The organism is Pseudomonas sp. GGS8 (genome assembly GCF_024168645.1).
Lineage (GTDB): Bacteria > Pseudomonadota > Gammaproteobacteria > Pseudomonadales > Pseudomonadaceae > Aquipseudomonas.
Window position 1 is genome coordinate 2,747,288 of the sequence record NZ_JALJWF010000001.1, and the last position, 15,121, is coordinate 2,762,408.

Consider the following 15,121-nt stretch of genomic DNA (forward strand, 5'->3'; position numbering starts at 1 on the left):
ATACATAGCGCTGGAACGCTTGTTCTAGAGCCTTTGTAGGAGAAATTTCAATGGTGTTCAATGGCCACTAGCGGCTATGCTAGAGTGGATCCAAACCAATAACAGGTAATACCGGTTTTACGTCTACTCAAAAGGAATGGGGGGCTTCCTGACAGAACCGGACAGGCCACGCTGGGGCTTAAATGCGCTATTTGCTGATGTTGCTGCTGTGCTTGCCCCTCCTGGCGAGCGCCGTCGAATTCGACGAGTTCACCCAGAGCCTTCCCCTGGGCCGAACGATGCAGGTTTATGAAGACGCGGGCGGTCAAGCGACCATTGCCGATGTTCGTGCGCAAGCCGCGGCCGGGTACTTCAAACCCCACGATAAAGCCACCCTCAATGCCGGCTATTCGCGTTCGGCGTTCTGGCTGAAAATCGACCTGCAATACCGTCCGACCAACCCGTCGGCGCAACGGGCCTGGCTACTGGAGCTGGCCTATCCGCCCCTCGATCACCTTGATTTGTACTTGCCCGATGCTGGCGGCGACTATCAATTGGTCCGACAGACGGGCGATGCGTTGCCGTTCGCCACTCGCGAAATTCGTCAGAACAACTATCTGTTCGGTCTGAGCTTTGCGCCCGGACAGGCGCAAACCGTGTACCTGCGGCTGCAAAGCGAAGGCTCGATTCAGGCGCCCGTCACTTTGTGGTCGAGCACTGCTTACCTCGAAGAGCAGCCCGTGCGGCTTTATGTGCTGGGGCTGATTTATGGCGTGTTGCTGGGGATGCTGGTCTACAACCTGTTCATCTTCCTCAGCGTGCGCGACACCAGTTACCTCTATTACATTGTCTACATCGCTTCGTTCGGCTTGTATCAGCTGTCAGTGAACGGCGCGGCCGTGGAGTATTTCTGGCCGAACAATCCGTGGTGGGCCAACGCCGCGACGCCGTTCTTCATTGGCTGTTCGGGGTTGTTCGGCAGCCAGTTTGCCCGCAGCTTCCTGCGCACGGCCACCCACAGCCGCTGGCTGGACCGTGTGCTATTGGCGCTGATCGCGTTCAGCGGGCTGGTGGTCGGCTTATCTTTGATGACCAGTTACGCCCTGGCCCTGCGTCTGGCGACGGCGTTGGCACTGGTCTTTACCGTGGTGATTTTCGTTGCCGGGATTTTCGCCTGGTGGCGTGGCTTGAGGGTGGCGCGCTACTTCATCATTGCCTGGTCGGCATTCTTGCTCGGTGGTGTCGTCAACACGATGATGGTGTTGGGGTATTTGCCCAACGTGTTCCTGACCATGTACGCGAGCCAGATTGGCTCGGCGATCGAAGTGGCGTTGTTGTCCCTGGCCTTGGCCGATCGCATCAACGCGATGCGCGAGCAACAGGCACAGACGTTGTTCGACGCCGGCCAGAAGCTCGAAGTGCTGAACCAGCAACTGGCTCACAGTAACCGGCTCAAGGACGAATTCCTCGCCACCCTGACCCACGAACTGCGCACGCCCATGAACGGTGTGATCGGTTCGCTGGAGCTGATGCAGACCGTCGAGATGAACCCAGAGCTGGAGCAATATCAGCAAACGGCCGCAGGTTCGGCGCGGGACATGATGCGCATGGTCAACGGCATCCTCACCCTGACCGAGTTGCAGGCTGGCAAACTCAAGGTCTATCCGGACGCGTTCAGCTTGCGCGGTGTGGTCGAGACTTTGCGCGAGCAGTTTGATGGTAACGCGTCAAGCAAGTCGCTGGACTTCAAGGTTGAGGTAGCGCCCGGGTTGCCGGATCGTTTGTTCGGCGACAGCGGCAAGCTGGCGCAATGCCTGGAATGCTTGTTGGACAACGCAATCAAATTCACCCGGGTCGGGGGGCTGGCACTGCGAGTGACGGGTAAGCCGGCTGAGCCTGGTCGGCTGGCGCTGTCTTTTGCGGTGATCGACACCGGCATCGGTTTTACCGATTTGGGGGAGTCGACGCTGTACCAGCGCTTCTTCCAGCTCGACGGTTCGATGACCCGTGAGTACGGCGGTCTGGGCGTTGGCCTGGCGATTTGTCGACAGTTGGTTGAATTGCTCGGGGGCCGCCTGAGTCACCGTTCGGAACCGGGCCGTGGAAGCCGCTTTCAGCTGGACGTCGAATTCGAGCTGTCGGTGGTGGTGCCTGCTTCCTCGATCACCCGGCAAACCACCGGCCTGCGCTTGCCCCAGGAGTGCACGGTATTGCTGGTCGATGACAACAGCATCAGTCAATTGGTGATGCGCGGCATGTTGCTCAAGCTTGGGTTCCGGGTATGCACCGCAGACAGTGGCCTTGCTGCGCTTGATCAATTGCAGTGTGAAGCCGTTGACGCGGTCGTGTTCGATTGCCAGTTGCCGCCCGTGGACGGCGCCTCCATCTTCCGCCAGATCCGCGCGTTGCCAGGTTGCGCCGAGTTGCCCGTGTTCATGATTGCCCTGAGTGCGGACCGAGTGCACGGCCCGAGCGACACCTTGGTCGACTGCCTGAACAAACCGGTGAAATTCGAGGATTTGCAGGCGGCGCTCTATCGACGGGTGCTCTGTCCGGTGTAGGGCGAAAGCGCCGACAGTTCGGCAGATATGCCACTTTGTTCGGCCTCGGGGCGGTGCTTAACTGAACATCCCTTGGCTGACCAAAGGAGCCCCGTCATGAACCTGCATCAGTTCGCCGAAACCCACGAAGTCACCAACCAGCCGCCATCGCTGGACGGCACCAATCTCTATCGCATCGACCTGCCGTTGCAGGAGTGGTCGCGGCGGTTCGATGCCGGTTGGGCCGAGTCGCGGATCGACGCTTACGGCGCATTGGCCGGCGGGCCGCTGATGGAAGCCGGGTTTGCGGCCAATCAGAACAAACCGGTGTTCGTCAGCCATGACCGTTACGGCCATCGCATCGACCTGGTGGAATTTCATCCGGCTTATCACCAGTTAATGCGCACGGCGGTAGAGCATGGTCTGACAGGGTTGCCCTGGACCGATCCGCAACCGGGCGCCCATGTGGCTCGCGCGTCCATGACGTATTTGCACAGTCAGGCTGAAGCTGGCAGCGGTTGCCCGTTGACCATGACCTTCGCCAGCGTCCCGGCGATGCGCCTGCAACCGGATCTGGGCAAACTCTGGCTGCCGAAAATCCTCGCCACCGAGTACGACCCGCGCAATGTCGGCATGGCCCACAAGGCCGGGGTCACCATCGGCATGGCCATGACCGAGAAACAGGGCGGCACCGACGTGCGGGCCAACACCACCAAGGCGTATCCAGTGGGGGCCGGTGGGCCGGGCCAGGCATATGAACTGGTGGGCCACAAGTGGTTCTGCTCGGCGCCAATGTGTGACGCCTTCCTGACTCTGGCCCAGACCGACAAAGGCTTGACCTGTTTCCTGCTGCCGCGTCATCGTCCGGATGACACGCGCAATCAGTTCTACATACAGCGGCTGAAAAACAAACTCGGCAACTGGTCCAATGCCTCCAGCGAGGTGGAGTTCCGCGGCGCCCTGGCCTGGATGGTCGGCGAAGAGGGCCGGGGCGTTCCGACCATCATCGAAATGGTCGCCATGACCCGCTTCGATTGCATGGTCGGTTCCAGCGCGCTGATGCGCCAGGCCTTGACCCAGGCCAGCCATCACTGCGCCCACCGCAAGGTCGGTGGCAAGTTGCTCAGCGAACAATCCTTGATGCAAAACGTGCTGGCCGACCTGGCCCTGGAAAGCGAAGCCGCCCTGGCGTTGAGCCTGCGCATGGGCCGGGCGCTGGATCATCTGGATGACGACCACGAAGCGAAATTCGCTCGATTGGTGACGGCAGTGGGCAAGTACTGGATCTGCAAACGCGCGCCCGCGATGATCAATGAGGCTGCCGAATGCATGGGCGGCGCCGGTTATGTCGAGGAAAGCATCCTGCCGCGACTGTACCGTGAGGCGCCGGTCAACTCGACGTGGGAAGGTTCCGGCAACGTGCAATGCCTCGACGTGTTGCGCGCACTGTCGAAAGAGCCGGGTGTGCTCGATGTGCTGTTCAGCGAATTGGGCAATGGTCATGGCGATAAACGTCTGGCCACGCACATCAGCCAGTTGCAGAAGGCGTTCAAGGACACCGACGACATTCAATACCGCGCCCGCCAGCTCACCGAAGACATCGCCTTGGGGCTTCAGGCCAAACTATTGCTGGAGGCCGGGAATGCATCGGTCAGCGATGCCTTCATCGCCAGCCGCCTCGGGTCGGCCGGCCGGGTGTATGGAACGTTGCCGCTCGGGCTGGATGTGGAGGCGATTGTGGCTCGCTCGACCCCGCAAGGTTTCACGACTTGATGAACACCACTGAAACCTGTGGGAGCGGGTTTGCCCGCGATTGCGGTTATACATTTAACAGAGAGGTTGGCTGATAGACCGCTATCGCGGGCAAGCCCGCTCCCACAGGGTTCCCGTGAAGCGATGATGCAGGCAAGATGAAGGTCTGCAAGTCAGAACACAGGAAGCTGATCGTGACCGAAGCGTTTATTGTCGTTCAAACCGCCGAGCAAGCCGTGGACCGGCTTGCTGTCTTGCACGAGCGTGCAACCACAGCGCTGAATCAGGCGCTCAAGCGTTATCTCAAGGATCGCGTCGAGCCGGATGCTGAACAGCGGGCGCTGTTTCGTTATCCCGAGTTGCGTCTGACCTACCTCTGCCAGGGCGAAGTTCCACAGACCACTCGCGCCTATGCCAAGGTTCAATTGCCGGGGACCTACAGTGTCACCGTCACTCATCCGGCAGCCTTCCGCAAATACCTGCTGGAACAACTCGTCCCGTTGATGCACGACTTCACCGTGACCGTGGAGGTCGGCGTCAGCCAGCAGAACATTCCTTATCCGTACGTGGTCGAGCAGGGCGATGAACTGGCCGGCTCCGGCGTCACGGCGGCGGTGCTGGCGCGGGTGTTCCCGAGTACGGATCTGTCGGCCGCCACCGATGGCATCGCCGATGGCTTGTACGATTGGGAAAACACCGACCCGCTGCCATTGGCCCTGTTCGATGCCGCGCGGGTGGACTTCTCCCTGCGCCGGCTGGTGCACTACACCGGCAGCGACTGGCGGCATGTACAGCCGTGGATTCTACTGACCAACTACCACCGCTACGTCGACCAGTTCATCGTTCATGGCCTGGAACAACTGCGCAAAGACCCGCGTTTTGTGCGCATGGTGTTGCCGGGCAACGTGATCATCGAAAAGAGCATGGACCACGGCGAAGCGTCGGCGATTGCCGCCGGCGTGGTCTGGCATCGTTACCAGATGCCGGCCTATCACCTGATCGCCAGCGACGGCCATGGCGTAACCTTGGTGAACATCGGCGTCGGCCCGTCCAACGCCAAGAACATCACCGACCATTTGGCTGTGCTGCGTCCGCATTGCTGGCTGATGATCGGCCACTGCGGCGGCTTGCGTCAGTCGCAGACCATTGGCGATTACGTGCTGGCCCACGCTTACATGCGTCGCGACGGGATTCTCGATCGGGTGGTGCCGCCGAACATCCCGATTCCGGCCCTGGCCGAGGTGCAGATGGCGTTGCAGCAAGCGGCGGCCAACATCACCGGTGAGAAGGGCGACGAGCTGAAGAAGCGCCTGCGCACCGGCACCGTGCTGACCTATGACGACCGTAACTGGGAACTGCGCTGGGCGCAGGAGCGTCCGCTGATCAACCTGTCCCGCGCCGTGGCGGTGGACATGGAAAGCGGCACCATTGCCGCTCAAGGCTATCGCTTGCGGGTGCCATACGGCACGTTGCTCTGTGTGTCGGATAAACCGCTGCACAGCGAAATCAAACTGCCGGGGTCGGCCAACGCGTTCTATGAGCGTGCGGTCAGCCAGCACTTGAAGATCGGCATCGAGGCAGTGGATCTGTTGCGCACTGAGCTCAACTCGCTGCACTCGCGCAAACTGCGCAGCTTCGACGAGCCGCCGTTCCGCTAACAGTCATGGTCATTTAGCGGTCAGGGCACTAGCATTAGCAGCCCTGACCGTTAGATGTTCTTTTCGCCATGCCTCGTCCACCTCGTCCTGCTTCCCGCCGCCCTGGCGTGAAGCCTGCGCCATCCTCTTCAGCCCCGCGCCGTGTCGCCAAAGCGCCACCGGCCGAGCCGAAGCTGATTCTGTTCAACAAGCCTTTCGATGTGCTGACGCAATTCAGCGACGGCGAAGGGCGGGCGACGCTCAAGGATTTTATCGAGATTCCGGGGATTTACCCGGCAGGACGGCTGGACCGTGACAGCGAAGGCTTGTTGCTGCTGACCAACGACGGCCAGCTTCAGGCGCGGATTGCCGACCCGAAACACAAACTGGCCAAGACCTACTGGGTGCAAGTGGAAGGCGTGCCAACCGCCGAGCAGTTGCAGCGTTTGCGCGATGGCGTTGAATTGAACGACGGTATGACCTTGCCCGCCGAGGCGCGGCAGCTTGATGAGCCTGAGCTGTGGCCACGCAACCCGCCTGTGCGTTTTCGCAAAAGCGTGCCCACCAGTTGGCTGGAGTTAGTGATTCGCGAGGGGCGCAACCGTCAGGTGCGGCGCATGACCGCGGCGGTCGGCTTGCCGACGTTGCGTCTGGTGCGGGTCAGAATTGGCGACTGGTCGATCGAAGGGCTCGATCAGGGCCAGTGGAAGGAAGTGCCGGCGCGTTTATAGCGTGCCGGATTCGATCAGGCCGATGACCACGCTTTTGATCACGAACGCGGCCACACCCAGCCCCAGCACAAAGAACAGAATGAACGAACCGAAGCGCCCGGCTTTGGATTTCTTTGCCAGATCCCAGACGATGAAACCCATGAAAATGATCAGAATGCTGACCAGGCCAGTCATCATCCACTCTTCGAAAACTGCAGGATCCATCGAACATCTCCAGCGCGGGTGGGGCTAAAAAGGGCGGGGGGAGTATACGCGATGGCAGATTGATGGAGCATGGACCTGCGTCGGTGTGTCGCAGCTATTCGTCGCCTGTGCCGGCCCTATCGCAAGCAAGCTCGCTCCCACAGATGTTGTGTCGGCCTCAGGATTCAGGCACGACGAATGACCTGTGGGAGCGGGCTTGCCCGCGATGGCGTCCTCAGCTGCGCAGATGGGTTAGAGGAAGTTCAGTGCTGTTGAGCACCTGATTCAGCACAAAACTCGACCGCACACTCGTGACCCCTTCAATTCGGGTGAGATGCCCCAGCAGCAGCTTCTGATAGTGATCCATGTCCGGCACCACCACCTTGAGCTGATAATCCGCATCCATCCCCGTGACCAGGCTACATTCCAGCACTTGCGGCAAAGTGCGAATGGCGGCTTCGAAGTTCTCGAAACGTTCGGGAGTATGGCGGTCCATCCCGATCAGCACGTAGGCGGTCAGGCTCAGGCCGAGCATCTTGCGGTCCAGCAAGGCGACCTGGCGGGAGATGTAGCCGTCGTCTTCCAGTTGCTTGACCCGCCGCGAGCAAGGCGAAGGCGACAGGCCGATGCGTTCGGCCAGCTCTTGATTGGAGATGCGCGCGTCGCGCTGCAATTCCGCCAAAATGCTCAAGTCGTATCGGTCGAGTTTGCTCATCAATCAGGCCTTTGTCATAACTATTGCGACAGATTATCTATCCTGAGTTAAAAATTGCGCAAGTGATGTTTATTTGAGCAATCTTCGCAATCCTCTGTCGACGCTCCGGGCCTATTCTTATTACCAGAATCACTGCTCGGACAAACAGTCCAGTGCGGCTCGCCCAATCAGGCCAGCTGCGGTCGCCACCCCCACCGGGGATGCGTCGGCCCCCGAGCTACACACTGTCCAGAAGACGGCGTGAGGTGAGCCGACGTCATAAGCGTCGAGCACGGACGAAGTTCTCAAGGGGAGGCCGACGGGTCTCCCTTTTTTATTGCCTGGAATTTCTCTCCGGCCCTCAATAAAAAAGTTACGTGACTGATAACCTGTTGCAGAACCGGCCTGCGCTTTACCAGTCTTACGTACAGGCCCTAACCCGCAGTGAGGAAAAGCATGAAATCGCGCATCTGGCGTTTGGCCGGTGTTGGTTTGCTGTGTGTGAGTGTCACTGCGCAATCGCTTGCCGATGAGCCGCAGAACCGCGGCCCCGATGGCGGGCAACATGGGCCTGAACATCGGGGCAATGACCAGGGCCATGGCGGCAGTAATCAGCCACCCCCGCAGAACACCGAAATCATTCGTGGCGGCAACAGTCGCCAGTTGGAGCGCCACGACCAGAATCAGGGCGGTCAGTGGCAGAACCGTACGCCGCACGAGTCCAATAATCAGGGCGGCCAGTGGCAGAGCCGTCAGCTGCACGATCCAAACGCTCAGGGTGGCCAGTGGCAGAACCGTACACTGCACGACCCCAACGTACAGGAGCGAGCGCCGCAACAACCGAGTAACAATCTGCCAATCCAGGGCCGGCCCGATACCGTGCGCCAGACCCAAGAGCCTCGGCGTGGCTACTATCAGGACGAACCGCGACGCAACAATGGCAATCAGCAATGGCAGACCGGAGGACGGGACTCGCATCCCGATGACCGTCGCTGGCCCGGTCGCCCGGAGGGGCACGGCACTGGCTGGGGCCCCGGCCCGCAGTATCGTCCGGGGTACGTGATCGACCGCTTCCCGGAGGAGCGTCACTTCCGTGTGCCGTATCGTGGCCAGGATTTTTTTTATTCCGGTGGCTACTGGTATCGTCCGCAAGGCGCGCGTTATGTGGTGGTTCAGCCGCCTCGCGGAATTCGTGTCAGCTACTTGCCCGATTACGCCCGTGAAGTATGGATTGGCGGCGCGCTACTGTTCCTGGCGGCCGGCGCGTATTACGCCTATCAGGAAAGCACTCAGGATTACGTCGTGGTCGAACCGCCCGTGCAGCCGCAACCGGTGAGCAATGGTTATGACGTGGTGGCGTACCCGGCCAACGGCCAGTCGCCGGAGGAAGTCAGCCGAGATGGTTATGAATGTTATCGCTGGGCCGTGGAACAGAGCGGTTTCGATCCGCGTGCCATCACCTACCAACCCGATCCGTCGGTGGTGCAAGCTTATCGACAGGCCCAAGGCAACTGCCTGAGCAGTCGCGGCTATCAGGTGAGTTACTGAGCCGCGGCGGCCTTTACCACTTCCTGCGGGTCGGCGTGCACCAGCACTTCGGCTCGCGGGTAGACGGCATGAATCGCATCGGCGGCTTGATCGCTGATGCCGTGGGCGACTGACAGGGTCAAGTCCCCCGGCAATTCCAGATGCAATTGCACGAACCACTGGTTACCGGAAATCCGCGTGCGCAAGTCGTGGGCGCCCAACACCCCCGGTACGCTGCAGGCCAGTTCGAGCATGTGCTGGCTGACATCAGTCGGCAATTCTTCATCCATCAGCACTGCAAAACTTTCCCGGGCGATCTGAATTGCGCTCCAGAGGATGTAAGCGGCGATCCCCAGACCGAACCAAGGGTCGACTTGCTGCCAGCCAAACCCGGCCAGCACCAGCGCCACGAGAATGCCGCCGTTGAGCAGCAGGTCCGAGCGGTAATGCAAGGAGTCGGCGCTCACCGCGCTGGAACCGGTTGCCTTGATTACCCGGTGCTGCAACATCAGCAGGGCCACGGTCAGGATGAGGGAGAACACAATCACCCCGATGCTGAGCCACGCAGCGCCTATCGGTTCCGGATGTTTCAACCGTTCGATCGCCTGCAAGGCAATCAGCACCGCACTGCCGCCAATGAATAGCGCCTGAGCCATGCCCGCCAATGATTCGGCTTTGCCGTGCCCATATCGATGATCGTCGTCGGCCGGGCGCAAGGCGTAATGCACGGCCATCAGATTGAGCAGCGAGCTAATGCCGTCGAGGGCCGAGTCAGTCAACCCGGCGAGCATGCTCACCGAGCCGCTCAGCCACCAGGCGATGGCTTTGGCGATAATCAATATGCACGCGACCGCCACCGAGGCGCGCGTCGCCAACCGCAGCAGGCGGGCGTGGTCGGTAGGGGTCGTCATCAGAGCTGTGATTCCTTCAAATGCACGAATTATGCTGCCGGTTGCAGGCCAAACATAGCCAGTTGCTGGGCGTTGCCCTTGTGCTGGATCAGGCGCGGATCGTCCAGCGGGAAGCTGCGGCCCAGTTCACTTTCGAGAATAGTCTGCAACTTGTGGTTATCGACCTTGCCGTCGGCGCCGATGGCTTCCTTGAGTTTTTCCGGGGCCACCTGGGCGGTCCGACCGGGCTCGAAGTAAATGGCACCCGTGGCGAAGTCCACCGCAAAGGCAATCAGGCCGGGGATGATATAGAAAAGCAAGCCCACGGCATCCAGCGCAGCGATGGCCGGGTCGATCTTGCCGTCGATCTGGCCGCGACGATCCGGGTAGAAAATCGAACCGCAGGCGGTCATTTGGGTCAGCAAGGTTGCGACCAATACACCGCCGATCAAGCGAAAGGAAGCACGCATATTAAATCTCCTGAGTCATCTGGAAACGAAGGGGCGTCTGTATGAGTTAGGACCGCGACGAACGCTACGCAGTTCGCCGTTATACTCGTCGCTCTGTTTTGGAGCCAGCATGATTTCTTTGCCAATTGATGAAGTTTTACCCGCCCTGCGTGAAGCCCTCGCTACACGCCATGAAGCCGTGCTCGAAGCACCGCCCGGCGCCGGTAAAACCACCCGGGTGCCGTTGGCCTTGCTCGACGAGCCGTGGCTGGCCGGGCAGACCATTCTGATGCTCGAACCGCGCCGGTTGGCGGCGCGGGCGGCGGCGGAGCGCTTGGCCAGTGAATTGGGGGAGAAGGTCGGCGAAACCGTGGGCTATCGCATTCGTCTCGACAGCAAGGTCGGCCCCAATACCCGCATCGAAGTGGTCACCGAAGGCATCCTCACCCGGCGCCTGCAGGATGACCCGGCGCTGGACGGCGTGGGCTTGCTGATTTTTGACGAGTTCCACGAACGCAGTCTCGATGCCGATCTGGCGCTGGCCCTGAGCCTGAATGGCCGGGAGCTGTTCCGCGACGATCAACCGCTGAAAATCCTCTTGATGTCGGCAACCCTGGAAGGCGAACGCCTGGCCGGGTTGCTGGATGATGCGCCGATCCTGCGCAGTGAAGGTCGCATGTACCCGGTGGCGATGCGCTGGGGCCGGCCGTTTCAGCCCGGTGAGTTCATCGAGCCAAAGGTGGTGCAGACCATCCTCGACGCGCTGAACGATGAAACCGGCAGCCTGCTGGTGTTCCTGCCGGGGCAGGCGGAGATTCGGCGGGTGCATCAACAATTGGCCTATGCCTTGGGCGAGGGCACGCCGGTGTTGCTGTGCCCGTTGCACGGCGAACTGGACTTGGCGGCGCAGCGCGCGGCGATTGATCCGGCGCCTGCGGGCAAGCGCAAAGTGGTGCTGGCCACCAACATCGCCGAAACCAGCCTGACCATCAATGGCGTGCGCGTGGTGATCGATGCCGGGTTGGCGCGCGTGCCGCGTTTCGACCCCGGCAGCGGCATGACTCGCCTGGATACCCAACGGATCTCCAAAGCCAGTGCCACGCAGCGTGCAGGCCGGGCAGGGCGTTTGGAGCCCGGTGTGTGTTATCGCTTGTGGTCGCAGGATCAGCACGAGCAACTGGCGGCTTACGCCAGTGCGGAAATACTCTCGGCGGACCTTGCCGGGCTGGCCTTGCAACTCGGTCGTTGGGGCGTGACGCCGGGGCAGTTGGTTTGGCTCGATGTGCCTCCGGCAGCGGCTTATGCACAGGCCCAGGATCTGCTTGAGCGCTTGGGCGCGCTGGAGGGTGAAGCGCTGACCCGTCACGGTCAGGCCATGGCCGAACTGCCGGCCCATCCACGGATCGCCCATTTGCTGTTGCGTGGCCAGGCGCTCGGCCTGGCTGACATGGCCTGTAATGTCGCGGCACTGCTCGGTGAGCGCGATATCTTGCGTGGCGCTGGCGCGGATCTGCACAGCCGACTGGTGCTGTTATCCGGTGAAGAGCGGGCCGCTCGCGGTGCGCAGGGCGGTGTTCAACGGGCTCGGCAACTGGCGCGACAGTATCGCGGTTATTTGCGGGGCAAAGCGTCGGAGCCAGTCGGCGATCCGGATCATTCTCGCTGGCTCGGCGCGTTGCTGGCGTTGGCTTATCCCGATCGGGTCGCTCAACAGCGGCGGGCCGGTGGTGCTGAATATCGCCTGGCCAACGGTCGTGCGGCGTTGTTCGCCGAGGCAGACAGCCTGATGAAGCAACCGTGGCTGGTAATCGCCGATCTGGGCAGTCGTCAGGGCCAGCGTGAAGAACGGATTTATCTGGCGACGGATTTTGATCCGGCGCTGTTCGACTCCGTGCTGGCCGAACAGGTGCGCTGCGTTGATCAATTGGATTGGGATGAGCGCGAAGGCGTGCTGCGGGCCGAGCGTCAGCGCAAGGTCGGCGAGTTGATCCTCAGTCGCGAACCGCTGACCGGGCTCGACGAAAGCGCTCGCAGTCAGGCACTGGTGAATCTGGTGCGGCGCAAAGGCCTGGAGCTGTTGCCATGGACCCCGGAGCTGCGTCAGTGGCAGGCGCGGGTGGCGTTGTTGCGTCAGTTGGATGTCGCGGGCAAAGGCGAGAGCGAATGGCCGGACGTCAGCGACGCCGCACTGCTAAAAAGCCTTGAACACTGGCTGATGCCCTATCTGGGGAAAGTCTCGCGCCTCAGTCACTTCGCCAATCTGGACTTGTCGAGCATCGTCCATAACCTGTTGCCGTGGCCACTGCCGCAACGGCTGGATGAACTGGCGCCGCATCATTTAAGCGTGCCGTCGGGTTCATCGATTCGTCTGGATTACAGCGAGCAGCCACCGATTCTGGCGGTGCGGTTGCAGGAGTTGTTCGGCCTGGCCGAGACCCCGCGGATTGCCGGTGGGCGGCAAGTGGTGAAACTGCATCTGTTGTCCCCGGCGCGGCGACCGGTGCAGGTGACGCAGGATTTGGCGAACTTCTGGCGCAGTACGTATGCCGAAGTGAAGAAGGATTTGAAGGGGCGGTATCCGAAGCACTACTGGCCGGATGATCCGCTGGTGGCCGAGGCAACCGCGCGGATCAAGCCCCGTAAATAATACCGACGGCCTAGAGTTGCGAAGGGGCCTGTGGCGAGGGGGCTTGCCCCCGTTGGGCAGCGTAGCAGCCCCAAACCCTGCCACCTCATTTCGTCAGGCACACCGCATTAACCAGTTTTACGACTGCTTCGCAGTCGAACGGGGGCAAGCCCCCTCGCCACAAAGGCTTGGCATTGTGTCAGATGAGTTTAAGGCGCGGCCGGCAACAGAAACCGCGCAATCACCGGCAAGTGATCGGAAATGCGCAATGTATCGTCCTGCCGCACCCGCGCTTCGACCCGTTTGATGCGCGGGCTGTAAAACAGGTAGTCGACGGTCCGGTCCGGCCCGCTCAAGCCGGGATCGTTCGGGTAATGGGTCAACCATTGCGCCCGGTCGATACCGCTGGCTTCGTTATTGGTGGGGATCATCGGGTATTTGTCCCACAGCACATGCAGCGCGCTGTCGGCAGAGTAGGGCGTGCGTTGCTCGGCGGGCAGGCGTTGATACTGGCCCAGCGGCAGCAGGTTGAAATCACCACCGATCAACCACGGCGTGCCGCGGCTTTCGAAACTGTCGAGCACCTTGGCCACGGCGGTCACTTGGGTTTGCAAGGTGTCGTCGAGCTGGCTGGCGCGGTCCAGATGGGTGTTGAGCACGGCCATCTGGCCGCCGTCGTTCAATGGCAGGTACGTGACCAGCAAGGCGTTTTTCGGTTTGAACTGACGGCTGATGAGGTTGGCCGGCGCGACCGGTAATTGCAGGCGTTCGGCGTGTTCGATCCGGTAGCGGCTCAGGGTTGCCAATTGCCGGCCAACGCTACCGAAAATGTGCGGTTCAGGCACGAAGTCGGCTTTCCAGTCGAAGGCTTGAGCGGTGCATGGATACAGGTCGGTGACCCGATCCTGAAGCAATTTGAACTGGTTCTGGTAGTCGCTGGCCTTGGCGCCGTCATCGAGTTCCTGCAACAGCACGATGTCCGGTTGCTCGTCGCGAATCACCCGCGCCACTTCGTCGAGGCTGAAAGCCATGTCTTCAGGTGTAGGGGTTTCGTCGTCTCCTGCGGCCAGGTCGTTCCAGAACACGTAGCGCTTGCCGGCCAGATACTGGACGTTCCAGGTCATCACCTTCAACGCCTGACCGGGCACCAGCGTCGGCGCCTGGGCGTTGCAACTGACCGGCAGCGCTTCCTTGGCGTCGGGGCGCCAGGTCAGGCTGTAGATCAGCAATGCAATCAGGCCGATGGCGATCAGCAGGCCCAGCAGGGTGTAGCGCAGTAGACGGGGCATGGCTCGGCTTATCGCGTTACAAGATTGACCCCGAGCATAACCGACAGCAGCGCCAAAGCCCAAGGGTAGAGCGGTCAGAGCCGCTCATCAGATTTCTCGGGTGCATCGGCGATCAGCATGAACAAACGGAACAGCACCACGCTGGTGAACAGCTGCAGGAAGCTGTGGGCGCTGTCGATCAGCAGCGAGATCACCGGGTTTTGCGGGTCAGGGTAAACCGCCAGCGTCGCCCCCTTGAGCACCCACAGCGGGCCCATCACACAGAGAATGCACACCAGAATGCGCATGAAGTGCCCGCGGGTCAGGCGCAGGCTTTCCTTCATCGCCGCCAGCGGTGCCAGGCCGCGTAGCACCAGCAGGTACTCGCCGAACGCCAGTGTCACCATCAGCCAGATGCCCGGCAGGAAATACAGTGACAGGCCGATCAGGATCAGCAGGGTATTAAGGGCGGTCAGCACGGCGAAGCGCGGCCACAGGGTCGCGGCGCTCGCCAGCAGGTCGCGGGTACGCGGCGATTCACCGCGGCTGCGGGCATCGAGGAACAGGATCAGCGCGGCGGTGTACAGCGGATACACCAGCAAGCCGACAATCACACTGATGCCGGCGAAACTGTCCGGCCCGGTGGAGTGGTCGACCACTTGTTGCAGCAGCGCCTCGACAATCACCAGCGGCAGGCACAGCTGCACGATCTGGCCCAGATTGCGTTTGAAGAAATACAGAGAGTCACGCAGTACATCGAACGAATTCATCAGTCGGTATCGCAGGTTGAAAGCAGTGCCTCACTTTAACCGATCAAACCCTTCGGGGCACAAACGTAAACGTTC

At 61.1% G+C, this 15,121-nt stretch carries 12 protein-coding genes; 6 read left to right on the plus strand and 6 right to left on the minus strand.

Going from position 1 to position 15,121, the window contains the following annotated elements; genetic code table 11:
* The first annotated feature begins 182 nt into the window (after nucleotides 1-182).
* The 4 genes from J3D54_RS12280 to J3D54_RS12295 all read left to right on the plus strand — a co-directional run bounded on the left by J3D54_RS12280 (nucleotide 183) and on the right by J3D54_RS12295 (nucleotide 6,639).
* Nucleotides 183-2,540: a hybrid sensor histidine kinase/response regulator gene (locus J3D54_RS12280; protein WP_253418377.1), complete on the plus strand. Its 2,358-nt coding sequence runs from the start codon at nucleotides 183-185 to the stop codon at nucleotides 2,538-2,540.
* Between the two features lie 96 nt (nucleotides 2,541-2,636).
* Entirely contained in the window at nucleotides 2,637-4,292 is a 1,656-nt protein-coding gene (locus J3D54_RS12285; protein WP_253418380.1) for an acyl-CoA dehydrogenase family protein, read from the plus strand.
* A gap of 137 nt (nucleotides 4,293-4,429) precedes the next feature.
* Nucleotides 4,430-5,929 (plus strand): AMP nucleosidase, encoded by a 1,500-nt coding sequence (amn, locus tag J3D54_RS12290; protein WP_253418383.1) that lies wholly within the window; start codon nucleotides 4,430-4,432, stop codon nucleotides 5,927-5,929.
* 68 nt (nucleotides 5,930-5,997) lie between these two features.
* Nucleotides 5,998-6,639: a pseudouridine synthase gene (locus tag J3D54_RS12295; RefSeq protein WP_253418386.1), complete on the plus strand. Its 642-nt coding sequence runs from the start codon at nucleotides 5,998-6,000 to the stop codon at nucleotides 6,637-6,639.
* On the opposite strand, the gene J3D54_RS12300 is transcribed toward J3D54_RS12295, so the two are convergent.
* Both J3D54_RS12300 and J3D54_RS12305 read right to left on the minus strand, forming a co-directional pair.
* Nucleotides 6,634-6,843, minus strand: coding sequence for a DUF2788 domain-containing protein (locus J3D54_RS12300; RefSeq protein WP_007937369.1), 210 nt, complete (start codon nucleotides 6,841-6,843; stop codon nucleotides 6,634-6,636). The genes J3D54_RS12295 and J3D54_RS12300 overlap by 6 nt on opposite strands.
* A gap of 214 nt (nucleotides 6,844-7,057) precedes the next feature.
* Nucleotides 7,058-7,537 (minus strand): Lrp/AsnC family transcriptional regulator, encoded by a 480-nt coding sequence (locus J3D54_RS12305; protein WP_007937367.1) that lies wholly within the window; start codon nucleotides 7,535-7,537, stop codon nucleotides 7,058-7,060.
* A gap of 435 nt (nucleotides 7,538-7,972) precedes the next feature.
* Here J3D54_RS12305 and J3D54_RS12310 point away from each other — a divergent pair, with 435 nt between their 5' ends.
* Complete coding sequence (locus J3D54_RS12310; RefSeq protein WP_253418389.1) at nucleotides 7,973-9,064, plus strand: DUF6515 family protein; 1,092 nt, start codon at nucleotides 7,973-7,975, stop codon at nucleotides 9,062-9,064.
* Here J3D54_RS12310 and J3D54_RS12315 read toward each other — a convergent pair.
* Nucleotides 9,058-9,954 carry a cation diffusion facilitator family transporter gene (locus tag J3D54_RS12315; protein WP_253418391.1) on the minus strand — a complete coding sequence of 299 codons (897 nt, stop codon included), beginning with the start codon at nucleotides 9,952-9,954 and terminating at the stop codon, nucleotides 9,058-9,060. The genes J3D54_RS12310 and J3D54_RS12315 overlap by 7 nt on opposite strands.
* A gap of 29 nt (nucleotides 9,955-9,983) precedes the next feature.
* Nucleotides 9,984-10,403: a polyribonucleotide nucleotidyltransferase gene (locus J3D54_RS12320; protein ID WP_253418394.1), complete on the minus strand. Its 420-nt coding sequence runs from the start codon at nucleotides 10,401-10,403 to the stop codon at nucleotides 9,984-9,986.
* Nucleotides 10,404-10,512: 109 nt separating this feature from the next.
* Between J3D54_RS12320 and hrpB the strand changes: the two genes are divergently transcribed.
* On the plus strand, nucleotides 10,513-13,029 hold the full coding sequence (gene hrpB / locus J3D54_RS12325) for an ATP-dependent helicase HrpB (RefSeq protein WP_253418395.1): 2,517 nt from the start codon (nucleotides 10,513-10,515) through the stop codon (nucleotides 13,027-13,029).
* Between the two features lie 188 nt (nucleotides 13,030-13,217).
* On the opposite strand, the gene J3D54_RS12330 is transcribed toward hrpB, so the two are convergent.
* Together J3D54_RS12330 and J3D54_RS12335 are read right to left on the minus strand one after the other, a co-directional pair.
* Complete coding sequence (locus J3D54_RS12330) at nucleotides 13,218-14,297, minus strand: endonuclease/exonuclease/phosphatase family protein (protein WP_253418397.1); 1,080 nt, start codon at nucleotides 14,295-14,297, stop codon at nucleotides 13,218-13,220.
* A 74-nt stretch (nucleotides 14,298-14,371) separates the two neighbouring features.
* Nucleotides 14,372-15,046, minus strand: coding sequence for a YciC family protein (locus J3D54_RS12335; RefSeq protein ID WP_253418399.1), 675 nt, complete (start codon nucleotides 15,044-15,046; stop codon nucleotides 14,372-14,374).
* Nucleotides 15,047-15,121 lie beyond the last annotated feature (75 nt).